The following is a 25316-nucleotide window of genomic DNA, read 5'->3' as shown; positions in this document are numbered from 1 at the left end:
GCTTGTGCTCATGGCTCTGCGCCATCGAGCGTAATCCGATGCGTTGGCTACATGCTCGGAGTTTCGTCGCTGCCGACAGCGTGTCGGCGGCCCCACAACCGTCACAGAAGGTGACGCAATGACTCGCGACACACTGCATACCGGCCCGCTCCAGCGTGGCCTGAAGAATCGCCATATCCAGCTCATCGCGCTCGGTGGCGCCATCGGTACCGGCCTGTTCCTGGGATCGGCCGGGGTGCTGCGTAGCGCCGGTCCGTCGATGATCCTGGGCTACGCCATTGGCGGCCTGATTGCTTTCCTGATCATGCGTCAGCTCGGCGAGATGATCGTCGAGGAACCGGTCGCCGGCTCGTTCAGCCATTTCGCCCATCAATACTGGGGGCCGTTCGCCGGCTTCATGTCGGGTTGGAACTACTGGGTGCTCTACGTTCTGGTAGGCATGGCCGAGCTGACGGCAGTCGGCAAATACGTGCAGTTCTGGTGGCCGGAAATACCCACCTGGGCGACGGCGGCAGCCTTCTTCGTACTGATCAACCTGATCAACCTGACCAACGTGAAGGCGTTCGGCGAGGCCGAGTTCTGGTTTGCGATCATCAAGGTCGCGGCGATCATCGGCATGATCATGCTCGGACTGTTCCTGCTGTTCAGCGGACAGGGCGGCGAGCAGGCGAGCATCAGCAACCTGTGGAGTCACGGCGGGTTCTTCCCCAACGGCATCCATGGTCTGGTCATGGCGCTGGCCATCATCATGTTCTCCTTCGGCGGACTGGAATTGGTGGGGATCACCGCTGCGGAGGCAGCCGACCCGAAAACGGTGATCCCGAAGGCGATCAACCAGGTCGTCTATCGGATTCTGATCTTCTACATCGGCGCGCTTACCGTGCTGCTGACGCTTTATCCGTGGGACAGTCTGCTGGAAACCCTGGGTTCGGCGGCCGACCCCTACAGCGGCAGCCCGTTCGTGCAGATCTTCTCGCTGATCGGCAGCGATACCGCCGCCCATCTGCTCAATTTCGTCGTGCTGACCGCCGCGTTGTCGGTTTACAACAGCGGCGTGTACTGCAACAGCCGCATGCTCTACGGCCTGGCCGAGCAGGGGGATGCTCCCCGCGCCTTGCTCAAGGTCAACCGACGTGGCGTACCCGTGCTGGCGATTGGCGTCTCGGCGGCGGTTACGCTGCTGTGTGTGCTGGTCAACTATCTGGCACCGCAGAATGCGCTCGAACTGCTGATGTCGCTGGTGGTGGCCTCACTGGTAATCAACTGGGCCATGATCAGCCTGGCGCACCTGAAATTCCGCAAGGCGATGCAGCAGCGCGGCGTCGAGCCGAGTTTCAAGGCATTCTGGTTCCCGTTCAGCAATTACCTGTGCCTGGCGTTCGTGGTCGGCATCCTGACGATCATGCTGTTCATCCCGGGTATCCGGTTGTCGGTGTACGCCATTCCGTTCTGGGTGGCCTTCCTCGGTCTGTGCTTTCAGATACGCCGCAGGCGTATCGCCCGGACGGCCTAAAAAAACCCGGCTTCCCTGAACGGAGAGCCGGGTCAAGACCATTAGGAGTATGAGAGCGTGTTCCTCACGCTCTCAGCTGGTCAGGCAGTGGGGGGAATGCCTCACCAGTGCTCTCAAGTATTAGTCTGTTCGAAAGATTTCGCCGCCAATAGCGGCGATTTTGTTAAATCTATTTGGAATACATCCGCTGGCGATTCATCGCTCAAGCGCGTGCTAGGCGGGCGACCACCGCCAGGGTTTCATCGATGATCCGCGCCTCGGTGTAGAAGTGCGGTGAAAAGCGCACGCCGCCACCGCGCAGCGCGCACACGATCTGTTCGGCTTTCAGTTGCTCGAAAAGCGTTTGATTCGAGCCGCTGTCCAGGCGGAAGGTGACGATGCCGGAGCGACGTTCCCGAGTCCCGGGACTCAGAAGCTCGATGCCGTCGATGCCTTTCAGACCCTGGTGTAGCCAGTCGATACGCTCGGCCAGTCCGTTGGCAACCTGTGGCATGCCGATCTCCTCGAGCAGCGACAGGCTGGCATCCAGCGCCATCGCGCCAAGCATGTTCGGGCTGCCGCACTCAAAGCGCCGGGCGCTGTGGGCGGGCTCCCATTCGCTGCGCTCGTAGTCGCCGGCATGCTCGAGCATGTGCCAGCCGAATTCGTGCAGTGTGAGGCGCTCGCGCAGATCGCCACGGCAATAGAACACGCCAAGCCCCTCCGGTCCCAGCATCCACTTGTGTCCATCCGCCATCGCAAACGCGCAGCGGCTTTGTTGCACGTCGAAGGGCAGGGCGCCGATCTGCTGAATCGCATCGATACACAGCAGCACGCCCCGCTGCTCACAGCCTTCTCCCAGGCGCTGGAGGTCAAGACGCAGGCCGCTGGCATATTGCACGGCGCTGATGGCCATCAGACGTACCCGCGGGCCGCAGGCGGCGAGCAGGTCGGCTTCCGGATCGGCACCCTTGAGACTGACCTGGATGACCTCCACGCCTTGCGGGCGTAGCGCCTCCCAGACCACTCGGTTGGACGGAAACTCCTCATCGCTGATGATGATCTGGTCGCCGTGTTGCCAATCCAGGCCGAATGCCACGAACGACAGGGCTTCCGAGGTGTTCTTGACCAGCGCGATGTCCGCGCTGCCGGGCGCATTGAGCAGGCGCGCGAGGCGCTCGCGCAGGCGCTGTTCGGTTTCCAGCCATTGTGGATAGTCGCGGGCGCCGATGGTCATGTTCTGCTCGGCGAAGCGCGAGACGGCCTGCGCTGCCCGCCGAGGCCAAGGTGCGACGGCAGCATGGTTCAGGTATCTCAATCCGACCGGATGAGGAAATTCGTCACTGAATTGAATCATTGTTGGATGCCTCGTGCATTCGATGACTGGATAGGCATAATGGCTACCTCGTTTTTCACGCCAGCAGCCCTCCATGCAGACAGAATCCCGGAAGGTTCGCGAGTTTCGTCGCCGCGAACAGGAAATACTCGACATTGCCCTGCAGCTGTTTCTCGATCAGGGCGAAGACAGCGTCACGGTCGAGATGATTGCCGATGCCGTCGGAATCGGCAAAGGCACCATCTACAAGCACTTCAAGTCCAAGGCCGAAATCTACCTGCGGCTGATGCTCGATTATGAGCGTGACCTGAACGCGCTGCTTCATTCCGAAGATGTCGACCGTGACAAGGAAGCATTGTCACGGGCCTATTTCGAGTTCCGCATGCGCGATCCGCAGCGCTACCGCCTGTTCGACCGGCTGGAAGAGAAAGTCGTGAAGGGCAATCAGGTGCCGGAGCTGGTGGAAGAGCTGCATCGCATTCGCGCCTCCAACTTCCAGCGTCTGACTCAGCTGATCGAAGGCCGCATCGCCGAAGGCAAGCTCGAAGACGTGCCGCCGTATTTCCACTATTGCGCGGCCTGGGCGCTGGTGCATGGCGCGGTCGCGCTGTATCACTCGCCGTTCTGGAGCAATGTGCTAGAGGATCAGGAAGGGTTCTTCCAGTTTCTCATGGACATCGGCGTGCGCATGGGCAACAAGCGCAAGCGTGATTGAGGGATACCGGCGGGTGGTATGGCGTGGATGCTGCATTCAGGCAGCGACGTGCCGGCTTCCCGTCGCCGGCTGGAGAATATGCAGATGCGATTGCTCTACGTAGTGCTGGGCGCCCTGACCCTGGCCGGCTGCATGAAGGTCAGCGACATGGCCGAAGGCACCCGCTATCACCTGCGCGACGCCGGCATCCTCGACCACAGCCAGACGCGCCGTGCCAGCCCGTGGCGTTTGCAGGCCGATTCCTTCATCTATATTGCGCAGGGGCCTTTCACCCCGCCGGGTAATGGCTATCCGCGTCCCAATGTGGTCGCCGAGGAGGCGTTCGCCGGATTCGTCGAGTATTTCCCGATGGTGCGTCGTGCGGCGCAGCCGGTCGGCTTCGAAGAAGCGATGGCGCAGGCAACGACCGTCGGCGCGCACTACGTGCTCTATACGCGTTTCGCCGCGGCGGATGACCGTATTGGCAGTTTCGATGAGCTGAACGAACAGCGTGCCGTCGATCGTCTGGGGGTCGACAGTGGCGTCGTGCAGCTGATGCTGGTCGAGACCGGTACGCGCTATCTGGTCGATACTGCGCGCATCCGCGCCCGCGGCGGGCTACTCAATCTGTACGATGCCAAGCCTGACGAGCTGCTCGGCCCGCCGTTGCGAGATTATGCGCGGCGTCTGCTGGGGCTCAGCGACTGAGTGTCGACTGGTGACGCGGAGGACCATACCAATGAGCGAATCTACGAAAGCCACAGAACTGCTTGGGCAGATCCCGAAGGCCGAGGGGCGTGCACTGCCGCCGGTGCATCTCTGGAATCCGCCATTCTGTGGCGACATCGATATGCGCATTGCCCGCGATGGCAGCTGGTATTACCTCGGTACGCCGATCACCCGGCCGGCGATGGTGCGTCTGTTCTCCACCGTGTTGCGGCGTGATGGCGAGGGGTACTTTCTGGTTACGCCGGTCGAGAAGGTCGGGATACGCGTTGATGACGCACCGTTCGTGGCGGTGCGCCTGGAGGTGACGGGGCAGGGTGAAGCCCAGCAGCTGCGCATGATCACCAACGTCGAGGATGAGGTCCTGGTTGGCGGCGAGCATCCGCTGCGCGTCGAACTGGATCCGCAAACCGGCCAGCCTTCTCCCTATGTGCATGTGCGTGCGAATCTGGAGGCGCTGGTTCATCGCAACGTGTTTTACGAACTGGTGGAGCTGGCGGTGCCACGTCTGCTCGACGGAGAGAGCTGGCTGGGTGTCTGGAGTGGCGGCGAGTTCTTCCCGCTCGGGCGGGCGACGGAGTAGCGCCGTGCGACGGCTCGGCAAGAATGTCACCTCGACGAAAAAGGCTCCCGAAGGAGCCTTTTTTCGTTGACGCTTTATTTACATGTTGGGGTAGTTTGGGCCACCAGTGCCTTCCGGCGCCACCCAGGTGATGTTCTGCGCCGGGTCCTTGATGTCGCAAGTCTTGCAGTGCACGCAGTTCTGCGCGTTGATCTGGAAGCGCTTGCTGCCGTCGTCGTTGCTGACGACTTCGTACACGCCCGCCGGGCAGTAGCGTTGTGCTGGCTCATCGTACAGCGGCAGATTCTTCTCGATCGGAATGTTCGGATCGGTCAGCCGCAGGTGGATCGGCTGGTCTTCCTCGTGGTTGGTGTTGGAGAGGAATACCGAAGAGAGCTTGTCGAAGCTCAGTTTGCCGTCTGGCTTCTGATAGTCGATCTTCTTCGCCTCGGCTGCCGGCTTCAGGCAGGCATGGTCCGGCTTGCTGTCGTGCAGGGTGAAGGGGATCTTGCCACCGAAGATGTTCTGGTCGATGAAGTTGAATGCGCCGCCCATGATTGCGCCCCATTTGTGGATGGCGGCGCCGAAATTGCGGCTCTTGTACAACTCATCGTACAGCCAGCTATTTTTGAAGCCTTCCTGATAGGCGGTCAGTTCATCGCCGCCCTCGCGCCCGGCCAGCAGCGCATCGGCAGCCGCTTCGGCGGCAAGCATGCCGGACTTCATTGCCGTATGGCTGCCCTTGATCTTGGCGAAGTTCAGGGTGCCGGCGTCGCAGCCGATCAGCGCGCCGCCGTTGAAGACCATTTTCGGCAGGCAGTTCAGGCCGCCCTTGGCGATGGCGCGGGCACCGTAGGACACACGCTTGCCGCCCTCGAGGTACTGCTTGATCACCGGATGATGCTTGTAGCGCTGGAATTCATCGAACGGCGACAGGTGCGGGTTGCTGTAGGACAGATCGACGATCAGACCTACGACCACCTGGTTGTTCTCCAGGTGATAGAGGAAGGAGCCGCCCGTGTTGTCGTCATCCAGTGGCCAGCCGGCGGTGTGTACGACCAGACCCTGTTCGTGCTTGGCCGGGTCGATGTCCCACAGCTCCTTGATGCCGATGCCGTAGTGCTGCGGATCGACGTTGGCGTTGAGCTGGAAACGATTGATCAGTTGCTTGCCGATATGGCCGCGGCATCCCTCGGCGAACAGCGTGTATTTCGCGCGCAGTTCCATGCCCGGCGTGTACATGCCGTCCTTCGGATTGCCTTCGCGATCGACGCCCAGATCACCGGTGATGATGCCACGTACCACGCCTTGCTCGTCGATCAGCGCTTCCTGAGCGGCGAAGCCCGGATAGATTTCCACGCCGAGATTCTCGGCCTGCTGTGCCAGCCAGCGGCACAGATTGCCGAGCGAAATGATGTAGTTGCCCTCGTTGTGCATGGTCTTGGGAACCAGGGCGTTGGGCAGTTTGCTGGCGGCGTCGGCGTTCTTGAGCAGATAGATGTCGTCGCGCTTGACCGGAGTGTTCAGCGGGGCGCCAAGTTCTTTCCAGTTGGGGAACAGTTCGTCCAGCGCGCGCGGCTCGAAGACCGCGCCGGAGAGAATGTGGGCGCCTACTTCGGAACCCTTTTCGACGACGCATACACTGATTTCCTGACCGGCATCGGCGGCTTTCTGCTTCAGGCGGCAGGCTGCGGACAGGCCTGCAGGGCCGGCGCCGACGATGACAACGTCGAATTCCATGTATTCGCGTTCCATTGGGCTTTCTCCTAGTCAAGGCTTGTTTGTTATGTGAGTGGCAAAGGCACAATCGTTCCCTGATCGAACCGGCCGGCGCATTATATATAGACGCTCGAACCGGTCCAATACAAACGTTTGTTTGAATTTTTCCGAAGCCTGTTAGAATCGCCCGCACCGCATGGTTATGACGGGGCATATGCGTTGTTGACCCCATCCGCGGCCTGCGGTCAAGATACGAACGGTTTGCGCTCGCCGCACAGGCAAATGACTGACGATCCCAGAGCCTTCGCGCCGGGTTCGGTTCGCCTCGGCGAAATTCTATTCACCGGAGAGTAACGAGGAATCCATGAAGGTTCTTGTAGCTGTCAAACGAGTGGTCGACTACAACGTCAAGGTTCGCGTCAAGGCGGACAACTCCGGCGTCGACCTCGCCAACGTCAAGATGTCGATGAACCCCTTCTGCGAAATCGCTGTGGAAGAAGCCGTGCGCCTGAAAGAGAAGGGCGTGGCGAGTGAGATCGTTGTCGTCACCATCGGTCCGGCCGCTGCTCAGGAGCAGCTGCGCACCGCGCTGGCACTGGGCGCCGACCGCGCCGTGCTGGTTGAGTCTGCGGATGAACTGAGCTCCCTGGCCGTCGCCAAGCTGCTCAAGGCAGTGGTCGACAAGGAACAGCCGCAGCTGGTGATCCTCGGCAAGCAGGCCATCGACAGCGACAACAACCAGACCGGCCAGATGCTGGCCGCGCTGACCGGGTACGCCCAGGGCACCTTCGCCTCCAAGGTGGAAGTGGCTGGCGACAAGGTCAACGTCACCCGTGAGATCGACGGCGGCCTGCAGACCGTCGCGCTGAGCCTGCCGGCAATCGTGACCACCGACCTGCGCCTGAACGAGCCGCGCTACGCGTCGCTGCCGAACATCATGAAGGCCAAGAAGAAGCCGCTGGAAACCCTGACCCCGGATGCGCTGGGCGTCGCCACCGGCTCCACCGTGAAGACCCTGAAGGTCGAAGCGCCGGCTGCCCGCAGCGCCGGCATCAAGGTCAAGTCCGTGGCAGAACTGGTCGAGAAACTGAAGAACGAGGCGAAGGTAATCTAAATGACTATCCTGGTTATCGCTGAACACAACAACGCCGTCCTCGCGGCCGCAACCCTGAACACCGTGGCGGCAGCCGCGAAAATCGGTGGCGACATCCATGTGCTGGTCGCTGGCTCCGGCTGTGGCGCCATTGGCGAGGCAGCTGCCAAGATCGCTGGCGTTTCCAAGGTGCTGGTTGCCGACGATGCCGCTTATGCCCATCAGCTGCCGGAAAACGTTGCGCCGCTGATCGCCGATCTGGCGAAGAATTACAGTCACGTGTTGGCCGCAGCCACCACCAACGGCAAGAACTTCCTGCCGCGCGTCGCTGCGCTGCTGGATGTCGACCAGATCTCCGAGATCACGTCGGTCGAAAGCGCTGACACCTTCAAGCGTCCGATCTACGCCGGCAACGCCATCGCCACCGTACAGTCCACCGCACCGATCAAGGTGATCACCGTGCGTACCACAGGCTTCGACGCGGTCAGCGGCGAAGGTGGTTCGGCTGCCATCGAGCAGATCTCCGGCAGTGGTGACGCGGGCAAATCCTCCTTCGTCGGCGAGGAGCTGGCCAAGTCCGACCGTCCCGAGCTGACCGCCGCCAAGATCGTCATTTCCGGCGGTCGCGGCATGCAGAACGGCGAGAACTTCAAGCACCTGTATTCGCTGGCCGACAAGCTCGGCGCGGCGGTAGGCGCCTCGCGTGCCGCGGTCGACGCCGGTTTCGTGCCCAACGACATGCAGGTCGGCCAGACCGGCAAGATCGTCGCACCGCAGCTGTACATTGCCGTTGGTATTTCCGGTGCCATTCAGCACCTGGCCGGCATGAAGGATTCCAAGGTGATCGTTGCGATCAACAAGGACGAGGAAGCACCGATCTTCCAGGTTGCCGATTACGGTCTGGTCGGCGATCTGTTCGAGATCGTGCCGGAGCTGGAAAAGCTGGTCTGATTCGTCAGCCGCCCAAAAAACCCGCTTTCGAGCGGGTTTTTTTATGCGCGAACGGCAGGGCGGCCAATGCTAAGATCACGCCGCGTCGCGTTCGTGTGCTCCTTCAAAAGGTGTCGTTCATGGGGTTTGGCCTTCTGCTGAGATCGGTTCTGGTTGCGCTGCTGGTGGTGCCCTCGCTGGCGTTCGCAGTGGGGAAATGCGAGCGACTGGTTGCCACCGGGGCGGCGGACAACCCACCGTTTCTCTGGCGCGACCCGCAGAATCCGCAACGGCTGCTGGGCGCCAATGCCGAGCTGCTGAAGCAGATCGGCAAGTCCCTCGGGGTGAAGGTCGAATTGCTCTACAGTGGCGACGCCAGCAAGGCGCTCGACGAAGTGCGCAGCGGTCGGGTCGATATCCTGGCCGATGCCCGGCTGGTGACGCAGCGCCTGGACGAGATGGATTTCGTTCATCCGTCCATCGCGTCGCTGCAGACAGTGGCCTGGGTGCGCAACGAGCCGGGGTTCTTCTATGCCACGCGCGACGACCTCGCCGGGCATGATGGACGTTTCGTCAGCACCAGTCGATTTGGTCGCGAGTTCGATGCTTTTGCCAGGCAACGCCTGACGCTGCAGCCGGTTGCCTCGTTGTCACAGGCAATGGGGCAGCTGCTGACCGGCAAGACCGACTACGTCCTGCACGAGCGCTACAGCGCGCTTGCCGACATGGGCGCGCTGGGGATGCTGGACAAGGTGCAGCGGCTGGAGCCGCCGGTGCTCAGCCATGAGATGCATCTGGCCATTTCCCACAACTCCGCCTGCAACGACGCCTGGCTGCGGGGACAACTGGCGCTGAAGATGACAGAATTGCGCGCCGCCGGGATACCCGAGCAGCTGCTGGCCAGCAATCTGGAACGCTGGAAACTGCAGCAGGTCGGAACGGCGAAGGCGTTGCCACAGTAGGACATCGTTGTGAAGAAACTCTCCTGTCTCTTATTCGTGCTGGCGCTGGCCGTCCTCGGTGGTTGCGCCAGTGATCCGGCGCCGCTCGAACAGATGCGTCTGACCGAAAAGGCCATGCAGCAGGCACGGGCAGTCGGTGCCGACGAGCATACGGCCGAGCTGATGCTCGCTGAGCTGAAGCTGGCCGCTGCCCGTGCGGCCATGAACGACGAGGACTTCCGGCAGGCGCGCCTGCTGAGCGAGCAGGCTGAGCTGGATGCGCGTCTGGCCGAAGCGCGGGTGCTGAATGCCAAGAGTGCCAGCCAGATTGCCGAGCTGAACCGCAGCATCGAGCGCCTGCGCCAACAACTGGGCGATCTGCGGTGAGCCGGTTTCGTCGACAGGGGCTGATCTGCCTCCTGCTGGGCGGGCTGGCCGGTTGCGCCAATCCCGACCTCGAACAGCAGCTTTCCCAGGCAGCAGAGAGCTACACCAAGGTCAGCAGCGACACGCGGATCCAGCGTGGAGCGCCGAAGGACGTCGTGCGCGCCGGCGAATCGCTGGCGCGGGCGCAGCGCTTTGCCGAGTTCTGGGGCGGCGCCGAGGATGCCCAGCATTATTCCTACCTGAGCCTCAGCTACAGCGAGATCGCCCGGCAGCACGGTACGCTGCTCGACAATCAGCAGCGCATCGTGCAACTGCAGATGGAGCGCCAGCGCCTGCGCGACATGCTGCGCGATGCCCGCCTGTTGAGTGCGCAGCAACCGGGGCGCTGGGGTGATGACCAGATCATCAGCATGGCGGCGACCGAGACCGATCGCGGGTTGGTGATGACGCTCGGCGATGTGTTGTTCCGTGCCGACAGCGACGAGCTGGGCCGCGAGGCCAATCGGACGCTGCTCAAGCTGGCGCATTTCCTCGAACTCAACCCGCAGCGGCGGGTACGCATCGAGGGCTATACCGACAGTCGCGGTGACGCCGACCGCAACCTTGCGCTGTCGAAGGCGCGCGCTGAGGCCGTCGCCGAGGTGCTGACCGATCTGGGCATCGCTTCGCAGCGCATCGAGATACGCGGTTACGGTGAAGCCTTCCCGGTTGCGGAAAACGCTTCGGCGCGCGGTCGTGCGCAGAATCGGCGCGTGGAAATCCTCTTTTCCGATGCGCAAGGCGAGCTGGGGCCTGATCGCTGAAACATCTGTTTCGCCCACTCGCGATGTAACTGTATTGGTTTCATTCTTCGTTGCTGAGCTACTGTTACGGTTCAGTTCGCGGGGATCGGCAAAAATGACCAATCTGTTGCTCTATCAGCGCATCGCTCAACAGCTGGCCGAGGATATCCGGCGCGGCGTCTATCGCCCGGGTGAGCGCGTGCCCTCGGTGCGCAAGATGAGCCAGCAGCTCAACGTCAGCCACGCGACGGTGCTGCAGGCCTACGCCAACCTGGAAGACCAGGGCATGATCCGCGCCCGTCCGCAGTCGGGCTTCTACGTGCACCAGACGCTGATGTTGACTGCGCCGACGCCCGACATTGCGCAGGTCGAGCGGCCCACGCTGGTCACCCGCAGCAGCATCATCAACCAGGTGCTCAACGAGTCGCGCCGCGAGGGCCTGATTCCGCTGGGCGCTGCCGTTCCGCACGTCGACTACCTGCCGGTGCGCGCGCTGCACCAGCAGCTGGCCAAGGTGACCCGCTTCCACAGTCCGCGGGCGTTCAGCTACATGTTCAGTCCGGGTTACGAACCGCTGCGTCGGCAGGTGGCGATCCGCATGCGCGACGCCGGGGTGCTGGTCGATCCGGCCGAAGTGGTGATCACCCACGGTTGTGTCGACGCGCTGCAGATGTCGTTGCGCGTACTGACCCGGCCCGGCGACCTGATTGCCGCCGAGTCGCCGACCTATTACGGCCTGCTGCAACTGGCGGACCTGCTGGGGCTGAAGGTGATCGAGATCCCCAGCGACCCGGACACCGGCATGAGCCTCGAGGCGCTGCAGCTGGCCGCCAGCCAGTGGCCGATCAAGGCGCTGGTGCTGACCGCGCGACTGAGCAACCCGCTGGGCGTGAGTATGCCCGACAGCCGGCAGAAGCAGCTGCTCAACCTGGCGTCACGCTTCGACATCCAGATCGTCGAGGACGATATCTATGGCGAGCTGATGTTCGAGCAGGGTCAGTACAAGGCGCTCAAGTCCAATGACCGCGAAGGCCGGGTGATCTATTGCTCGAGCTTCTCCAAGACCCTGTCGCCGGGCGTACGCATCGGCTGGATCATCGCCGGCCGGCACCAGGCCGAGGTGCAGCGGCTGCAGACGTTCAGCACGCACTCGGCGTGCAGCGTGACGCAGATGGGCGTGGCCGCTTATCTGGAGAATGGTGGCTATGACCGCCACCTGCGCTTCATCCGGCAGGAGTACCGCAAGAACCTGTCGGCGTTCCAGCTGGCGGTGCAGCGTTACTTTCCCGAAGGCACGCAGATGACCCGGCCCAAGGGCAATTTCATTCTCTGGGTCAGCCTGCCGGCACGGGTCAACACCAAGGACCTGCAGGTGCGTGCGCTGGCGCAGGGTATCAGCATCGCGCCGGGGCTGATCTTCAGTAACACCGAGCAGTTCAATCACTGCATCCGGTTGAACTGCGGCCTGCCCTGGAACCGCGAGACAGAGCGGGCGCTGAGTACGCTCGGCGCGCTGGCCGTCGAGCTTTGCCGAGAGGCACAATAGCGCCGCGCCCGGTATGCGCGAACGAGAGGAGCGGCGCTGCGATGATCAAACCCCTGTGGCTGGCAGGTGCGCTGCTCGCGCTGACAGCCTGCGATAAGGAGCCGTCCACGCCGCCGGCGCCAGAGAAGACCGCGCCACCCGCGCTGCAGACACCGGCCGCACCGCAGCAGGCTGCCGAAGCGCCGCCGGATCTGAAGATCGAGGTCGCGCCCGCAACTGAACAGGCCGACGAAACGAAGCCGCCCGTGCAGATCAGCGTACCGAAGCCGTCACCCGCGGCGCCGGTGCACAAGGTCGCGACTCCCGAGAAGCTTGAGAAGATCGAAGAGATCGAGTTGACCACCCCCCGGCTCGACCTGAGTCTGCCGGAAGACTGGGCCAAGGAGTTCGAGCACGACGAGTCCGCGCCGGCGATGAGCCTGCTGCCGCCGCTGTTCAGTGAGCCGACGCAGTCGGTACAGATGAGCGGGCGGCTGATCACCGGCGACGAGGAAGACGATCCGCTGATCGAAGGCGCGGAAATTCAGTTCGAGTTCAAGCGCTGAGCGCGGCCGGACGAACCGCGCCGCTCACGGCGCCCGGCGTGCCAGTAGCGTCAGTAGTGCGTCGGCCGCCAGCGGCCGGCTCATGTGGAAGCCCTGTACCTCGGTGCAGCCGTCGGCCTGCAGCAGGCGCAATTGCTCGGCGGTTTCCACGCCTTCGGCGGTGACCTGCAGATTCAGCCCACGGCCGAGATCGATCAGTGCGCGGACGATCGAGTGATCTTCGGCATTCTCCTGCATGCCGCCGACGAAGCTGGTGTCGATCTTGATTACGTCGAACGGGTAGGTGCGCAGGTTGCTGAGCGACGAATAGCCCGTGCCGAAATCATCCATCGCCAGTCGCACGCCCAGCGCCTTGAGGCTGCTGAGCAGCGCCAGGGTGCCGGCGTTTTCCTGCAGCAGGGCGCTCTCGGTGATTTCCAGCTCCAGCCGGCTGGCGGGCAGGCCGCTTTCGGCCAGCGCGGCCTTTACCTCATCCAGCAATTGTTCATGGCGCAGTTGCAGCGGAGAAAGATTGACCGAGACCACCAGACCGTCCGGCCAGGCTACGGCGTCGCGGCAGGCCTGGCGTAAGACCCAGTTGCCCAGCGTGGCGATCAGTCCGGTCTCTTCGGCGAGCGGGATGAACGACTCGGGCAGCAGCAGCCCGCGCTCTGCATGCGGCCAGCGCAGCAGGGCCTCGGCGCCGATGATGTGCAAGCCCGCGCTGCGGTAGCGCGGCTGGTAATGAATTTCGAAACGTTCGTCGGCAATCGCCTGGCGCAGCTCGTCTTCCTGCCGGTGGCGATCGTTGGCGCGGTTGTCCAGTTCCCGCGTGTACGGATGCCAGATGCCGCGGCCATTGGCCTTGGCCTGGTACAGCGCGATGTCGGCGCAGCGCAGCAGCTCGCTGGCCAGCAGGCCGTCGCCGGGCGCCACCGCGACGCCGATACTGGCGCCGACGTAGATCTTGTGTCCCTCGTAGAAGAACGGCTCGCTGATGGCGGCGATCACCCGCTCGCAAAGCCGCGCGATGTCCTCCGGCGCGCCCAGGCGGCCGAGCACCATGACGAACTCGTCGCCTCCCAGGCGGGCCACCAGATCGTCGTCGCGTGTGCATTGCTTGAGGCGCTGGGCGACCCCGATCAGCACCTCGTCGCCCGCGGCGTGGCCGAGTGTGTCGTTGACCGGCTTGAAGCGATCCAGATCGAGATAGAGCACTGCCAGCCGGGAGGTGCCGCGCAGGGCCGCCAATCGGCCTTCCAGGTGGTCGCGCAGGCGGGCGCGATTGGGCAGCCCGGTCAGTGCGTCATGTTGCGACAGATACTGGACGCGTGCCTGAGCGCGGGTTTCCTCGGTGATGTCGCTCGCGGTGCCGCGATAGCCGCGCAACTGCCCGTCATCGCGGATCGCCCGCGCGGCCAGCCGGCAATGCCGTTCGCGGCCATCTGCGGCGCGGTAACTGCATTTCAGCGCGCTTGCCTGTGGCGCCTGCAGCCACTCCTGCAGGGCGGCGTGATCGCTGATCAGCAGGTCGATCAGCGGACGGCCGATCCAGTCAGCTGAAGCGTGGCCGGTGATTTCTTCGAAACGACTGGAGAGATAGGTCAGCTGCGCCTGTGCATCGGTTTCCCAGATCCAGTCGGAGGCCGCCTCGGCGACATCGCGAAAACGTGCCTCGCTGGCGCGCAGCTCGCGACTCTTGCTGGCCAGGCGGGCGTAGTTGGTGTCCATCATCTGCACCGTACGCAGCGCCAGACGCCCCAGCACCCAGATCAGCCCGCCCAGCGCCAGCGCCGCCAGCGCGAGCGTCGGCAGCGCTACCCAGAGCATCCGTCGTCCTGGCTGCGCGGGTTTCCAGGTCAAGGTCTGGGCGGTGCCGTCTTCCAGCGTCAGCGTCAGCGGCAGCTGTGGCGCCGTGCGCGGGGTGTCGGCATCCGCTACGCGCAGCGCGTCGACGGCGTAGTCCTGGCCGAGCTCGGCCAGGCGTGCGGCATCCAGCACATCGACGAACAGCACGATCGAGGCCGGCGTCGCGGCAGCCTTGACCTTGCTGTCGCCTGGCGAGAGCACGGCCGCAGCCACCATCGCCGGCGTGCCATCCACTGATAGCAGGCCGACCACGCCCTGCTCGTGGTCGAACGCCAGGCGTGCGCGCGCCAGCAGCGGCTCCAGGCCGCCCTGCAACCACCGGTAGGCGTCGACCGAGCGCAGCTCGCCGTCAATCACCGCATAGGGCGTTTCGCCTTGCGGTGTCACCAGCAGCACGCCTTCATAGCCGAAGTCTTCGTACAGCGAGGCGCCGAAGTTGGCTTGCGTATAGGCCCAGTCGATGCTCACCGGGCCGTTGAGATGCGCATAGGCATCACCCCAGAAGGCGTAGTCGACCACCGAGCGGCCCATCCACTCGCGCTGCCCCTCGATGGCCTTGCCGGTGAGGAAGCGGCTTTGCGTAACGGCGTCTTCATCAATGCTCGTAGCGATCCGGCTGACCGCGACGCTGGCGCCGAGCAGCGCGCAAAGCAGCACGCTAACTGCGCCGGGCAGTATGCGACGGGTAAAAATGGCGCGGGCATGGAGGCGGTTTTCTTCGATATCGGGCAGGGCTGCTGGCATGCACATTCATCTGGAGGGAAAGGAAAAATCGGCGCGGCGATCCGGACGGGCGCTGCCACCGATGAGCGTGTCGTGCTTCCTTTCACTTGCCGAACGTGCGGCGATTGCGATGCTGCAGCCGCAGCGGCGACCGGGTTCAGCGGTCGCGTGCGTCCTGTGCGTCTGCTGCGGCATTGCGCTCGGCAATGCGCTTCTTCTGTTCTTCGCTGAGGGGAATCTTGCGCGCCGTCGAGCGCAACATGAGCAGGCTGCCGACGATGGAGCCGAGCGCTACGGCCAGAATCAGCCAGAAGTACCAGGGCATGGCGTACCTCCACAGACGAAATAGACGAACCCGCAGACCTGATTTGCGGACAGCGTCACTTTACGCTGCGCCGTAGTATGGGTCACGTGCGATCCGGTTTGTCGGCGCAAGCGGCGGGGGCTTTAGTTCGACCGCAGATTTTCTGCGACAATGCGCGCCGAATTTTGCCGAGGACCCCGTCATGACTTGCCAGACTCCGATCATCGTTGCGCTCGACTTCCCTTCGCAGGACGCCGCCCTGGCGCTGGCGCAGCAGCTCGATCCCGCGTTGTGCCGGGTCAAGGTCGGCAAGGAGCTGTTCACCCGCTGCGGCCCGGCGGTGGTCGAGGCGCTGCGCGTGCGCGGCTTCGAGGTGTTCCTCGACCTGAAATTCCATGACATTCCGAACACCACGGCGATGGCGGTCAAGGCAGCCGCTGAGCTGGGCGTATGGATGGTCAACGTGCACTGCTCGGGTGGCCTGCGCATGATGGCAACCTGCCGCGAGACGCTGGACAAGATCGGCGGGCCGGCGCCGCTGCTGATTGGCGTGACCGTGCTGACCAGCATGGAGCAGGCCGATCTGGCTGATCTCGGCCTGGACATCGCGCCGCAGGAGCAGGTGCTGCGCCTGGCCGGTCTGGCCGCGCGAGCCGGTCTCGACGGCCTGGTCTGCTCGGCACAGGAAGCGCAGCCGTTGAAGGCGCAGTACCCGCAGCTGCAGCTGGTGACGCCCGGCATTCGCCCGGCCGGCAGCGCCCAGGACGACCAGCGGCGCATCCTCACGCCGGCGCAGGCGATGGCCGCCGGTTCGGACTATCTGGTCATCGGTCGGCCGATCGCCCAGGCCGCCGATCCCGCGCAGGCGCTGGCCGCGGTCGTCGCCGAGCTGGGTTGAGCGCTCAGCCGACCTTGAGCACCAGCTTGCCGAAGTTCTCGCCGCTGAAGAGTTTCAACAGGGTTTCGGGGAAGGTTTCCAGACCCTCGACGATGTCCTCCTTGCTCTTCAGCTGGCCGCCGGCCAGCCAGCCGGCCATCTCGCGCATCGCCTCCGGGTAGCGCGCCATATAGTCGGTCACCACCATGCCTTCCATGCGCGCACGGTTGACCAGTAGCGACAGGTAGTTCGTCGGTCCCTTGACCGCCTCCTTGTTGTTGTACTGGCTGATCGCGCCGCACAGCACCACCCGCGCGCCGACGTTGATGCGGGTGAGCACGGTGTCGAGGATGTCACCGCCGACGTTGTCGAAATAGACGTCCACGCCCTGCGGACATTCGCGCTTCAGGCCCGCGGCCAGGTCCTCGTGCTTGTAGTCGATGGCGCCGTCGAAGCCCAGTTCCTCGGTGAGGAAGCGACACTTGTCGGCGCCGCCGGCGATACCCACTACTTTGCAGCCTTTGATTTTGGCGATCTGCCCGGCCACGCTGCCCACCGCGCCGGCAGCGCCGGACAGCACCACGGTATCGCCGGCCTTCGGCTGGCCGACGGCGAGCAGGGCGAAGTAGGCGGTCATGCCGGTCATGCCCAGCGCCGACAGGTAGCGCGGCAGCGGCGCCTGCTGCGGGTCGACCTTGTAGAAGCCTTTCGGCTCGCCGCGAAAGTACTTCTGCACACCCAGCGGACCATTCACGTAGTCGCCGACGGCGAAGCCCGGATGCTGCGAGGCGATCACCTTGCCGACGCCGAGCGCGCGCATCACCTCGCCGAGGCCCACCGGCGCGATGTACGACTTGCCCTCGTTCATCCAGCCGCGCATGGCCGGATCGATGGACAGGTATTCGACCTGCACCAGAATTTCGTTGGGGCCGGGCTCACCGGTTTCCGCCTCGGCAAAGCGGAAGGTGTCGCGCGTCGGCGCGCCGATGGGGCGCTGGGCCAGCAGGTACTGTTGATTGAGCATGTCGAACAAGCCTTCGTTGAGCGAAAAGCTTGGTTTAGCCGCCGCCGGGCGTGACCGCAACATGCATCCGTCGGCGCGTATGCACTGGCATCCAGAGCGGTGATATCGGCGTCGCGGGTTTCGCGGAGCGGTATAACGGTGACCGCTTATGGTCTCGCGGTCACGTCAGGACCCGGCGCCAGGTTCAATCTCTCGTTCAGGATCTTCAGCATGAGCATGAAATTCTCCGGTCAGGTCGCCCTCGTCACCGGTGCAGCGGCGGGCATCGGCCGCGCCACTGCGCAGGCCTTCGCCGAGCAGGGCCTCAAGGTCGTTCTCGCCGATCTCGATGACACCGCTGGCGAGGCGGCCGCCGCGGCGATTCGGGAAAACGGCGGTGAGGCGTTGTTCGTCCGTTGCGACGTCACCCGTGACGAACAGGTCAGGGCCTTGCTGGAGCAGGTCGTGGGGCGTTTCGGCCGGCTCGACTATGCCTTCAACAACGCCGGTATCGAGATCGAGCAAGGCCGGCTGGCCGAAGGCAGCGAGGCGGAGTTCGACGCGATCATGGGCGTCAACGTCAAGGGCGTGTGGCTGTGCATGAAGCACCAGTTGCCGCTGATGCTGGCGCAGGGCGGCGGCGCCATCGTCAACACCGCCTCGGTGGCCGGCCTGGGTGCGGCGCCGAAGATGAGCATCTACTCGGCATCCAAGCATGCGGTGATCGGCCTGACCAAGTCGGCGGCCATCGAGTATGCGAAGAAGGGCATCCGGGTGAATGCGGTGTGTCCGGCGGTGATCGACACCGACATGTTCCGCCGTGCCTATGAGGCCGATCCGCGCAAGGCGGAGTTCGCTGCTGCGATGCATCCGGTTGGGCGCATCGGCAAGGTCGAGGAGATCGCGGCGGCGGTGCTCTATCTGTGCAGCGATGGCGCGGCGTTTACCACAGGCCATGCGCTGGCGGTGGATGGTGGAGCGACGGCGGTTTAGCGTTCTGGGTGCGGGGAGCTGGGCGATCCGCGAGTGCCTCGGGTTTCGCCCCGCCGGTCAGCGTGCCTGCTGCCGGGCCGCCCCGGAGCGGCGCGGAAAACCAGGCGCGCTCAGTCTCGCTTGCTTAGCACCAGCAACGTCACCACCCCCGCAATCAAGCCCCACAGCGCGGCCCCGATGCCGAACAGCGTCAGTCCCGATGCCGTGACCATGAAGGTAATCAGCGCCGCCTCGCGCTCATGCGGTTGCTGCATGGCCTGGGTCAGCCCCGCACCGATCGAGCCGAGCAGCGCGAGCGCCGCGATCGACAGCACCAGCGCCGCCGGAAACGCCGCGAACAGCGCTGCCAGGGTCGCGCCGAAGATGCCGGCGATGCCATAAAACACCCCGCACCACACCGCCGCCGTGTAGCGCTTGCGCGGGTCGGGATGCGCCTCGGGGCCGGCGCAGATCGCCATGGTGATCGCCGCCAGATGGATGCCGTGCGAGCCGAACGGCGCCAGTAGTACCGAGGCGATGCCGGTCACCGAGATCAGTGGCGAGGCCGGTACGTCATAACCCTCGGCACGCAGCACTGCCAGCCCCGGCATGTTTTGCGACGCCATCGCGATGACGAACAGCGGGATGCCGATGCTGAGAATTGCGGCAAACGACAGCGCCGGCGTGGTCCATACCGGCACCGCCAGTTCCAGACGCAAGCCGCGGAAATCCAGCAGCCCCTGCATGGCCGCCAACACGCAGCCGACCACCAGCGCACCCGGCACCGCATAGCGCGGCAGCAGCCGTTTGCCCAGCAGGTAGGTGAAGAACATGCCCAGCACCAGCAACGGCTGGGCCGGCACGGCGCGGAAAATCTCGCTGCCGATATTGAACAGCACGCCGGCCAGCAGCGCCGCGGCGAGCGAGGCGGGGACGCGGCGCATCAACCGTTCGAAGCTGCCGGTCAGCCCGCACAGCACGATCAGCGCCGAGGCGAAGATGTAGGCGCCGATCGCCTCGGCATACGGTACGCCGGGCAGACTGGCGATCAGCAGGGCGGCGCCGGGCGTCGACCAGGCGACCACCACCGGCGTGCGGTAACGCAGCGACAGACCGACGCTGCAGATCGCCATGCCGATCGACAGCGCCCAGATCCACGAGGAAATCTGCCCGGCGCTCAGACCGGCTGCCTGGCCGGCCTGGAACATCAGTACCAGCGAGCTGGTGTAGCCGGTCAGCATGGCGATGAAACCGGCGACGATTGTCGAGGGCGAGCTGTCGCTGAGGGGGCGCAGTCCAAGGCGGACGGATTCGGTCATGGTGCTTGTTCTTGTGGGGCCGACGGGACGCCGCCGGTCGGGCCGGGACGCATCTGCAGGCTAGCCTACCGGCACGGTGCGTGCGCCATGCAGTACAGCCGGCGCCGGGTTCGGCGGAACAGTGTCGGTGTTCGCAGTCGGACGAAGGGAGGAGCCGGCGGCAGGGCATGTCACAGTTTCTGGCACCCTTGTTGCTATCTACTCACTGCATGCCACGTAGCGTCAAAAAACCGTGGCTGTTGGAGGAAGTAGATGAGTCAGGGTGTCCAATTCAATCGCTTGATGCTGGAAATGCGGGCCATGCAGACCGATGCCATGGCACGCACCAAGCCCGAGGCGCCGGTACAGGAAGCCGGTGCGCCGAGCTTCTCCGACATGCTCGGCCAGGCGGTGAACAAGGTGCACGAAACCCAGCAGGTTTCCAGTCAGATGTCCTCCGCCTTCGAGATGGGGCAGGGCGGCGTCGACCTGACCGAAGTTATGATCGCCTCACAGAAGGCCAGCGTTTCTTTCCAGGCCCTGACCCAAGTGCGTAACAAGCTGGTCCAGGCCTATCAAGACATCATGCAGATGCCGGTGTGAGGCGGATTGAATTATGGCTGATGCGGTGAGCAACGTTCCGGTGCAGAGCGGCGCGGTAGAGGCGAAGAAGCCGCTGCTGGGGCTGTCGTTCCTGGAAAATCTCTCCGAGATGTCGATGCTGCGCCAGATCGGCCTGCTGGTCGGGCTGGCGGCGAGCGTCGCCATCGGTTTCGCCGTGGTGCTCTGGTCGCAGCAGCCGGACTACCGCCCGCTGCTCGGCAGCCTGGCTGGTATGGACGCCAATCAGGTGATGGAGACGCTCGCCGCGGCGGATATCGCCTACACCGTCGAACCCAATTCCGGCGCGCTGCTGGTCAAGGCCGACGACCTGGCGCGCGCCCGGCTGAAGCTCGCCGGTGCCGGCATTGCGCCCGCCGACAGCAATATCGGCTTTGAAATTCTCGACAAGGAGCAGGGCCTGGGCACCAGCCAGTTCATGGAGGCGACCCGTTATCGCCGCGGCCTGGAAGGCGAACTGGCGCGTACCGTATCCAGCCTGAACAACGTCAAGGGTGCCCGCGTGCACCTGGCAATCCCCAAGAGTTCGGTGTTCGTCCGTGACGAACGCAAGCCCAGCGCCTCGGTGCTGGTCGAGCTGTACCCAGGCCGCTCGCTGGAGCCGAGCCAGGTGATGGCGATCATCAACCTGGTCGCCACCAGCGTGCCGGAGCTGAGCAAGTCGCAGATCACCGTGGTGGACCAGAAGGGCAACCTGCTGTCCGACCAGCAGGAGCTGTCCGAGCTGACCATGGCCGGCAAGCAGTTCGACTACAGCCGGCGCATGGAAGGGCTCTACACCCAGCGCGTGCACAACATCCTGCAGCCGGTGCTGGGCAGCGGCCGCTACAAGGCGGAAGTTTCGGCGGACGTCGATTTCAGTGCGGTGGAGTCCACCTCGGAAACCTTCAACCCTGACCAGCCGGCACTGCGCAGCGAGCAGAGCGTCAACGAGCAGCGTCAAAGTAGCCTGCCGCCGCAGGGCGTGCCCGGTGCGCTGAGCAATCAGCCGCCCGGCCCGGCTTCCGCGCCGGAGCAGGCCAGGCAGCAGGCCGCCGCTGCGGGCGCCGTGGCGCCCGGCCAGCCGCTGCTGGATGCCAACGGTCAGCAGATCATGGATCCGGCGACCGGTCAGCCGATGCTGGCACCGTATCCCTCGGACAAGCGCGAGCAGGCCACCCGGAACTACGAGCTGGACCGCTCCATCAGCTACACCAAGCAGCAGCAGGGGCGTCTGCGCCGGCTGTCGGTGGCGGTGGTGGTCGACGACCAGGTCATGACCAATGCCGCCGGAGAAGTCACCCGTACGCCGTGGACGGCCGACGACCTGGCGCGCTTCACCCGTCTGGTGCAGGACGCCGTGGGCTTCGATGCCAGCCGTGGCGACAGCGTCAGCGTGATCAACACCGCCTTCGTCGCGGATTCCTTCGACGATGCGGTGATCGATATCCCGTTCTACTCGCAGCCGTGGTTCTGGGATGTGGTCAAGCAGGTGCTGGGCGTGCTGTTCATCCTGGTGCTGGTGTTCGGCGTGCTGCGTCCGGTGCTGAACAACCTGACCCATGCCGGCAAGGGCAAGGAACTGCAGAACATTGGCGACGGCGATGTCGAACTGGGAGACATGGGCGGCGTCGACGCTGCGCTGGCCAACGACCGCGTCAGCCTCAGCGGTCCGCAGAACATCATGTTGCCGAGTCCGAGCGAGGGATACGAAGCCCAGCTCAACGCGATCAAGAACCTGGTGGCCGAAGATCCGGGAAGGGTCGCCCAGGTGGTGAAAGAGTGGATCAACGCCGATGAGTGAGAACCGGGTTCAAACCAAGCTCAACAAGGTCGACAAGGCCGCCATCCTGCTGCTGTCGCTGGGCGAAACCGATGCCGCGCAGGTGCTGCGTCACCTCGGTCCGAAAGAGGTGCAGCGGGTCGGCACGGCGATGGCGCAGATGCGCAACATCCACCGCGAGCAGGTCGAGCGGGTGATGAGCGAATTCGTCGAAATCGTCGGCGACCAGACCAGCCTCGGCGTCGGCTCCGACGGCTACATCCGCAAGATGCTTACGCAGGCGCTGGGCGAGGACAAGGCCGGCGGCCTGATCGACCGCATCCTGCTGGGCGGCAACACCAGCGGCCTGGACAGCCTGAAATGGATGGAGCCGCGCGCCGTGGCGGACGTGATCCGCTACGAACACCCGCAGATCCAGGCCATCGTGGTGGCCTATCTGGACCCCGATCAGGCCGGCGAGGTGCTGTCGCACTTCGACCACAAGGTGCGCCTGGACATCGTGCTGCGCGTATCGTCGCTCAACACCGTGCAGCCGGCGGCGCTGAAGGAACTCAACCTGATCCTCGAGAAGCAGTTCTCCGGCAACACCAACACCAGCCGCGCCAGCCTCGGCGGCGTGAAGCGTGCCGCCGACATCATGAACTACCTCGACAGCTCCATCGAAGGCCAGCTGATGGATGCCATCCGCGAGGTCGACGAGGACCTGTCGACGCAGATCGAGGACCTGATGTTCGTCTTCGACAACCTGGCCGACGTCGACGACCGCGGCATCCAGATCCTGCTGCGCGAGGTGTCCTCCGACGTGCTGGTGCTGGCGCTCAAGGGCGCCGACGAAGCGATCAAGGAAAAGGTCTTCAAGAACATGTCCAAGCGCGCCGGCGAACTGCTGCGCGACGACCTGGAGGCCAAGGGCCCGGTGCGCGTCAGCGAGGTCGAGAACGCGCAGAAGGAAATCCTCACCATCGCCCGCCGCATGGCCGAAGCCGGGGAGATCGTCCTGGGCGCCAAGGGCGGCGAGGAAATGGTCTAAGCCGTGGCCAAGGAAAATCCCAGCGATGTGATCCGTGCTCAGGACGTGCGGCTGTTCGACCGCTGGGCGCTGCCCAGCTTCGACGCCGAGGGTGCGGCAGCCGAAGAGTCCGTCGAAGCGGAACTGATCGTCGAAGAGCTGGCGCACAGCGAAGAGGTGCCGGTCGAGGAAGTCAAACCCTTGACACTCGACGAGCTGGAAGCGATTCGCCAGGAGGCCTACAACGAAGGCTTCGCCACCGGCGAGAAGGACGGCTTCCATGCCGGCCAGCTGAAGGCCCGCCAGGAGGCCGAGACGGCGCTGGCCGCACGCCTGCAGAGCCTCGAGCAGCTGATGACGCAGCTGCTCGATCCGATTGCCGAGCAGGATCGCAATCTCGAGCACGCGCTGGTCACGCTGGTCAGCCACCTGTCGCGCGAGGTGATCCAGCGCGATCTGCTGATCGATTCCAGCCAGATCCGCCAGGTGCTGCGCGAGGCGCTCAAGCTGCTACCGATGGGCGCGCAGAACGTGCATGTTCACGTCAATCCACAGGATTTCGAACTGATCAAGGCGCTGCGCGAGCGCCACGAAGAGAGCTGGCGGATTCTCGAAGACGCCAGCCTGCTGCCCGGCGGCTGCCTCATCGAGACCGAACACAGCCGCATCGACGCCAGCGTCGAGACGCGCCTGAGTCAGGCGATCAAGCAGTTGTTCGAGCAGCAGCGCGAGAACGCCACGCATCCGCCGGCGGCCGATCTGCATCTCGATCTGGACCACCCCGATGCGCCTTGACCGGGTCAGTTTCGCCCGGCGCCTGGCCTGCTACACCGAGGCGGTCAAGCTGCCTAGTCAGCCGATTCTCGAAGGCCGCCTGCTGCGCATGGTTGGCCTGACGCTGGAAGCCGAGGGCCTGCGCGCCGCGGTCGGCAGCCGCTGCCGGGTGATCAACGACGACAGCTACCACCCGACCGAGGTCGAGGCCGAGGTCATGGGTTTCTCCAGCGGCAAGCTCTACCTGATGCCAGTCGGCAGCCTCGCCGGTATCGCGCCCGGTGCGAGGGTGGTGCCGCTGCCCAATACCGGTCGCCTGCCGATGGGTATGTCCATGCTTGGCCGCGTGCTCGACGGCGCCGGCCGCGCGCTGGACGGCAAGGGCGGCATGCGCGCCGAAGACTGGGTGCCGATGGACGGCCCGGTGATCAACCCGCTCAAGCGCCACCCGATCAGCGAGCCGCTGGACGTCGGCATCCGCAGCATCAACGGCCTGCTCACCGTCGGCCGCGGCCAGCGCCTGGGCCTGTTCGCCGGTACTGGCGTCGGTAAGTCGGTGCTGCTGGGCATGATGACCAAGTTCACCGAGGCGGACATCATCGTCGTCGGCCTGATCGGCGAGCGCGGGCGCGAGGTCAAGGAATTCATCGAACACATCCTCGGCGAGGAGAGCCTCAAGCGCTCGGTGGTGGTTGCTTCGCCCGCCGACGAGGCGCCGCTGATGCGTCTGCGCGCCGCGCAGTACTGCACGCGCATCGCCGAGTATTTCCGCGACAAGGGCAAGAACGTGCTGCTGCTGATGGATTCGCTGACCCGCTACGCCCAGGCCCAGCGCGAAATCGCCCTGGCCATCGGTGAGCCGCCGGCGACCAAGGGCTATCCGCCATCGGTGTTCGCCAAGCTGCCGAGTCTGGTCGAGCGCGCCGGTAACGCCGAGCAGGGCGGCGGTTCGATCACCGCGTTCTACACGGTACTCTCCGAAGGCGACGACCAGCAGGACCCGATCGCCGATGCCGCGCGCGGCGTGCTCGACGGCCACATCGTGCTGTCGCGGCGGCTGGCCGAGGAGGGCCACTACCCGGCCATCGATATCGAAGCGTCGATCAGCCGGGTCATGCCGCAAGTGGTCGATGCCGAGCATGTGCGCGCCTCGCAGCGTTTTAAGCAGCTGTGGTCGCGTTACCAGCAGAGTCGCGACCTGATCAGCGTCGGTGCCTATGTGCCCGGCGGCGACCCGGACACCGACCTCGCCATCGCCCGCCAGGCCGAGATGGTTCGCTATCTGCGCCAGGGGCTGAACGAAAGCGAGCGGCTGGAGGAAAGCGCGGCACAGCTGGCCGCGGTATTCGCACCGCGTCAGGGCGCGTAATCC

Annotated in this window: 24 protein-coding genes; 18 read left to right on the top strand and 6 right to left on the bottom strand. The window is 64.5% G+C overall.

The window, feature by feature from the left end; translation table 11 throughout:
• Nucleotides 1-118 precede the first annotated feature (118 nt).
• Nucleotides 119-1513 (top strand): amino acid permease, encoded by a 1395-nt coding sequence (locus tag AC0ZJQ_RS13250; RefSeq protein WP_476476787.1) that lies wholly within the window; start codon nucleotides 119-121, stop codon nucleotides 1511-1513.
• A 202-nt stretch (nucleotides 1514-1715) separates the two neighbouring features.
• Here the strand turns inward: AC0ZJQ_RS13250 and AC0ZJQ_RS13245 are convergent, their stop codons facing one another.
• Entirely contained in the window at nucleotides 1716-2849 is a 1134-nt protein-coding gene (locus tag AC0ZJQ_RS13245; protein WP_037020850.1) for an aminotransferase class V-fold PLP-dependent enzyme, read from the bottom strand.
• A 73-nt stretch (nucleotides 2850-2922) separates the two neighbouring features.
• On the opposite strand from AC0ZJQ_RS13245, the gene AC0ZJQ_RS13240 reads away from it, so the two are divergent.
• The 3 genes from AC0ZJQ_RS13240 to AC0ZJQ_RS13230 all read left to right on the top strand — a co-directional run bounded on the left by AC0ZJQ_RS13240 (nucleotide 2923) and on the right by AC0ZJQ_RS13230 (nucleotide 4831).
• Nucleotides 2923-3543, top strand: a complete 621-nt coding sequence (locus tag AC0ZJQ_RS13240; RefSeq protein ID WP_008570636.1) for a TetR/AcrR family transcriptional regulator — start codon at nucleotides 2923-2925, stop codon at nucleotides 3541-3543.
• Between the two features lie 78 nt (nucleotides 3544-3621).
• Nucleotides 3622-4230, top strand: a complete 609-nt coding sequence (locus tag AC0ZJQ_RS13235) for a DUF4823 domain-containing protein (protein WP_370518336.1) — start codon at nucleotides 3622-3624, stop codon at nucleotides 4228-4230.
• Between the two features lie 31 nt (nucleotides 4231-4261).
• Nucleotides 4262-4831: a DUF1285 domain-containing protein gene (locus AC0ZJQ_RS13230; RefSeq protein WP_301618554.1), complete on the top strand. Its 570-nt coding sequence runs from the start codon at nucleotides 4262-4264 to the stop codon at nucleotides 4829-4831.
• Between the two features lie 78 nt (nucleotides 4832-4909).
• Here AC0ZJQ_RS13230 and AC0ZJQ_RS13225 read toward each other — a convergent pair whose 3' ends face one another.
• On the bottom strand, nucleotides 4910-6565 hold the full coding sequence (locus tag AC0ZJQ_RS13225; protein ID WP_301618552.1) for an electron transfer flavoprotein-ubiquinone oxidoreductase: 1656 nt from the start codon (nucleotides 6563-6565) through the stop codon (nucleotides 4910-4912).
• A 328-nt stretch (nucleotides 6566-6893) separates the two neighbouring features.
• Between AC0ZJQ_RS13225 and AC0ZJQ_RS13220 the strand changes: the two genes are divergently transcribed.
• The 7 genes from AC0ZJQ_RS13220 (at nucleotide 6894) to AC0ZJQ_RS13190 (ending at nucleotide 12753) form a co-directional block, all read left to right on the top strand.
• Nucleotides 6894-7643, top strand: a complete 750-nt coding sequence (locus AC0ZJQ_RS13220; RefSeq protein WP_102828881.1) for an electron transfer flavoprotein subunit beta/FixA family protein — start codon at nucleotides 6894-6896, stop codon at nucleotides 7641-7643.
• Nucleotides 7644-8573 carry an electron transfer flavoprotein subunit alpha/FixB family protein gene (locus AC0ZJQ_RS13215; protein WP_043297378.1) on the top strand — a complete coding sequence of 310 codons (930 nt, stop codon included), beginning with the start codon at nucleotides 7644-7646 and terminating at the stop codon, nucleotides 8571-8573.
• Nucleotides 8574-8692: 119 nt separating this feature from the next.
• A complete protein-coding gene (locus AC0ZJQ_RS13210) occupies nucleotides 8693-9514 on the top strand; it encodes a substrate-binding periplasmic protein (protein WP_008570510.1) in 822 nt (273 codons plus the stop codon).
• Nucleotides 9515-9607: 93 nt separating this feature from the next.
• Nucleotides 9608-9880, top strand: a complete 273-nt coding sequence (locus AC0ZJQ_RS13205; protein ID WP_177313841.1) for a DUF4398 domain-containing protein — start codon at nucleotides 9608-9610, stop codon at nucleotides 9878-9880.
• The gene (locus AC0ZJQ_RS13200) at nucleotides 9877-10683 is read left to right on the top strand and encodes an OmpA family protein (protein ID WP_008570508.1); all 807 of its coding nucleotides are present in this window, start codon (nucleotides 9877-9879) and stop codon (nucleotides 10681-10683) included. The genes AC0ZJQ_RS13205 and AC0ZJQ_RS13200 overlap by 4 nt, the downstream gene beginning before the upstream one ends.
• Nucleotides 10684-10777: 94 nt before the next feature.
• Nucleotides 10778-12208, top strand: a complete 1431-nt coding sequence (locus AC0ZJQ_RS13195; protein WP_476476786.1) for an aminotransferase-like domain-containing protein — start codon at nucleotides 10778-10780, stop codon at nucleotides 12206-12208.
• Between the two features lie 41 nt (nucleotides 12209-12249).
• On the top strand, nucleotides 12250-12753 hold the full coding sequence (locus tag AC0ZJQ_RS13190) for a hypothetical protein (RefSeq protein ID WP_476476785.1): 504 nt from the start codon (nucleotides 12250-12252) through the stop codon (nucleotides 12751-12753).
• Between the two features lie 24 nt (nucleotides 12754-12777).
• Here AC0ZJQ_RS13190 and AC0ZJQ_RS13185 read toward each other — a convergent pair whose 3' ends face one another.
• Nucleotides 12778-15345, bottom strand: coding sequence for a bifunctional diguanylate cyclase/phosphodiesterase (locus tag AC0ZJQ_RS13185; protein WP_476476784.1), 2568 nt, complete (start codon nucleotides 15343-15345; stop codon nucleotides 12778-12780).
• A gap of 136 nt (nucleotides 15346-15481) precedes the next feature.
• Entirely contained in the window at nucleotides 15482-15649 is a 168-nt protein-coding gene (locus tag AC0ZJQ_RS13180; protein WP_008570503.1) for a DUF2897 family protein, read from the bottom strand.
• Between the two features lie 181 nt (nucleotides 15650-15830).
• On the opposite strand from AC0ZJQ_RS13180, the gene pyrF reads away from it, so the two are divergent.
• Complete coding sequence (pyrF, locus tag AC0ZJQ_RS13175) at nucleotides 15831-16526, top strand: orotidine-5'-phosphate decarboxylase (RefSeq protein WP_476476783.1); 696 nt, start codon at nucleotides 15831-15833, stop codon at nucleotides 16524-16526.
• Nucleotides 16527-16530: 4 nt separating this feature from the next.
• On the opposite strand, the gene AC0ZJQ_RS13170 is transcribed toward pyrF, so the two are convergent.
• The gene (locus AC0ZJQ_RS13170; RefSeq protein WP_458988563.1) at nucleotides 16531-17529 is read right to left on the bottom strand and encodes an NADP-dependent oxidoreductase; all 999 of its coding nucleotides are present in this window, start codon (nucleotides 17527-17529) and stop codon (nucleotides 16531-16533) included.
• Nucleotides 17530-17739: 210 nt separating this feature from the next.
• Here AC0ZJQ_RS13170 and AC0ZJQ_RS13165 point away from each other — a divergent pair, with 210 nt between their 5' ends.
• Nucleotides 17740-18501: an SDR family oxidoreductase gene (locus AC0ZJQ_RS13165; RefSeq protein WP_458988562.1), complete on the top strand. Its 762-nt coding sequence runs from the start codon at nucleotides 17740-17742 to the stop codon at nucleotides 18499-18501.
• 110 nt (nucleotides 18502-18611) lie between these two features.
• Here the strand turns inward: AC0ZJQ_RS13165 and AC0ZJQ_RS13160 are convergent, their stop codons facing one another.
• On the bottom strand, nucleotides 18612-19799 hold the full coding sequence (locus AC0ZJQ_RS13160; RefSeq protein ID WP_476476782.1) for a benzoate/H(+) symporter BenE family transporter: 1188 nt from the start codon (nucleotides 19797-19799) through the stop codon (nucleotides 18612-18614).
• 252 nt (nucleotides 19800-20051) lie between these two features.
• On the opposite strand from AC0ZJQ_RS13160, the gene fliE reads away from it, so the two are divergent.
• The 5 genes from fliE to fliI are packed head-to-tail and all read left to right on the top strand — an operon-like array spanning nucleotide 20052 to nucleotide 25313.
• The gene (gene fliE / locus AC0ZJQ_RS13155) at nucleotides 20052-20381 is read left to right on the top strand and encodes a flagellar hook-basal body complex protein FliE (RefSeq protein WP_003287594.1); all 330 of its coding nucleotides are present in this window, start codon (nucleotides 20052-20054) and stop codon (nucleotides 20379-20381) included.
• Nucleotides 20382-20394: 13 nt separating this feature from the next.
• The gene (fliF, locus tag AC0ZJQ_RS13150; RefSeq protein WP_155550343.1) at nucleotides 20395-22182 is read left to right on the top strand and encodes a flagellar basal-body MS-ring/collar protein FliF; all 1788 of its coding nucleotides are present in this window, start codon (nucleotides 20395-20397) and stop codon (nucleotides 22180-22182) included.
• The gene (gene fliG / locus AC0ZJQ_RS13145; RefSeq protein WP_008570497.1) at nucleotides 22175-23191 is read left to right on the top strand and encodes a flagellar motor switch protein FliG; all 1017 of its coding nucleotides are present in this window, start codon (nucleotides 22175-22177) and stop codon (nucleotides 23189-23191) included. Before fliF ends, fliG begins: the two co-directional genes overlap by 8 nt.
• Before the next feature lie 3 nt (nucleotides 23192-23194).
• Nucleotides 23195-23965: a flagellar assembly protein FliH gene (gene fliH, locus AC0ZJQ_RS13140; protein ID WP_458988560.1), complete on the top strand. Its 771-nt coding sequence runs from the start codon at nucleotides 23195-23197 to the stop codon at nucleotides 23963-23965.
• Nucleotides 23955-25313 carry a flagellar protein export ATPase FliI gene (fliI, locus tag AC0ZJQ_RS13135; RefSeq protein ID WP_003287598.1) on the top strand — a complete coding sequence of 453 codons (1359 nt, stop codon included), beginning with the start codon at nucleotides 23955-23957 and terminating at the stop codon, nucleotides 25311-25313. The genes fliH and fliI overlap by 11 nt, the downstream gene beginning before the upstream one ends.
• Nucleotides 25314-25316 lie beyond the last annotated feature (3 nt).

It is taken from the genome of Stutzerimonas sp. 21-1 (genome assembly GCF_056336065.1).
Note: the sequence above shows the minus strand (reverse complement) of the source record. Positions and strands in the feature narration are given on the sequence as shown.

Bases quoted from the DNA above. Each gene is read 5' to 3' on its own strand.
- AC0ZJQ_RS13250 (WP_476476787.1), top strand. From the start codon at position 119: ATGACTCGCGACACACTGCATACCGGCCCGCTCCAGCGTGGCCTGAAG.
- AC0ZJQ_RS13245 (WP_037020850.1), bottom strand. From the start codon at position 2,849: ATGATTCAATTCAGTGACGAATTTCCTCATCCGGTCGGATTGAGATAC.
- AC0ZJQ_RS13240 (WP_008570636.1), top strand. From the start codon at position 2,923: ATGCAGACAGAATCCCGGAAGGTTCGCGAGTTTCGTCGCCGCGAACAG.
- AC0ZJQ_RS13235 (WP_370518336.1), top strand. From the start codon at position 3,622: ATGCAGATGCGATTGCTCTACGTAGTGCTGGGCGCCCTGACCCTGGCC.
- AC0ZJQ_RS13230 (WP_301618554.1), top strand. From the start codon at position 4,262: ATGAGCGAATCTACGAAAGCCACAGAACTGCTTGGGCAGATCCCGAAG.
- AC0ZJQ_RS13225 (WP_301618552.1), bottom strand. From the start codon at position 6,565: ATGGAACGCGAATACATGGAATTCGACGTTGTCATCGTCGGCGCCGGC.
- AC0ZJQ_RS13220 (WP_102828881.1), top strand. From the start codon at position 6,894: ATGAAGGTTCTTGTAGCTGTCAAACGAGTGGTCGACTACAACGTCAAG.
- AC0ZJQ_RS13215 (WP_043297378.1), top strand. From the start codon at position 7,644: ATGACTATCCTGGTTATCGCTGAACACAACAACGCCGTCCTCGCGGCC.
- AC0ZJQ_RS13210 (WP_008570510.1), top strand. From the start codon at position 8,693: ATGGGGTTTGGCCTTCTGCTGAGATCGGTTCTGGTTGCGCTGCTGGTG.
- AC0ZJQ_RS13205 (WP_177313841.1), top strand. From the start codon at position 9,608: ATGCGTCTGACCGAAAAGGCCATGCAGCAGGCACGGGCAGTCGGTGCC.
- AC0ZJQ_RS13195 (WP_476476786.1), top strand. From the start codon at position 10,778: ATGACCAATCTGTTGCTCTATCAGCGCATCGCTCAACAGCTGGCCGAG.
- AC0ZJQ_RS13190 (WP_476476785.1), top strand. From the start codon at position 12,250: ATGATCAAACCCCTGTGGCTGGCAGGTGCGCTGCTCGCGCTGACAGCC.
- AC0ZJQ_RS13185 (WP_476476784.1), bottom strand. From the start codon at position 15,345: ATGCCAGCAGCCCTGCCCGATATCGAAGAAAACCGCCTCCATGCCCGC.
- AC0ZJQ_RS13180 (WP_008570503.1), bottom strand. From the start codon at position 15,649: ATGCCCTGGTACTTCTGGCTGATTCTGGCCGTAGCGCTCGGCTCCATC.
- pyrF (WP_476476783.1), top strand. From the start codon at position 15,831: ATGACTTGCCAGACTCCGATCATCGTTGCGCTCGACTTCCCTTCGCAG.
- AC0ZJQ_RS13170 (WP_458988563.1), bottom strand. From the start codon at position 17,529: ATGCTCAATCAACAGTACCTGCTGGCCCAGCGCCCCATCGGCGCGCCG.
- AC0ZJQ_RS13165 (WP_458988562.1), top strand. From the start codon at position 17,740: ATGAGCATGAAATTCTCCGGTCAGGTCGCCCTCGTCACCGGTGCAGCG.
- AC0ZJQ_RS13160 (WP_476476782.1), bottom strand. From the start codon at position 19,799: ATGACCGAATCCGTCCGCCTTGGACTGCGCCCCCTCAGCGACAGCTCG.
- fliE (WP_003287594.1), top strand. From the start codon at position 20,052: ATGAGTCAGGGTGTCCAATTCAATCGCTTGATGCTGGAAATGCGGGCC.
- fliF (WP_155550343.1), top strand. From the start codon at position 20,395: ATGGCTGATGCGGTGAGCAACGTTCCGGTGCAGAGCGGCGCGGTAGAG.
- fliG (WP_008570497.1), top strand. From the start codon at position 22,175: ATGAGTGAGAACCGGGTTCAAACCAAGCTCAACAAGGTCGACAAGGCC.
- fliI (WP_003287598.1), top strand. From the start codon at position 23,955: ATGCGCCTTGACCGGGTCAGTTTCGCCCGGCGCCTGGCCTGCTACACC.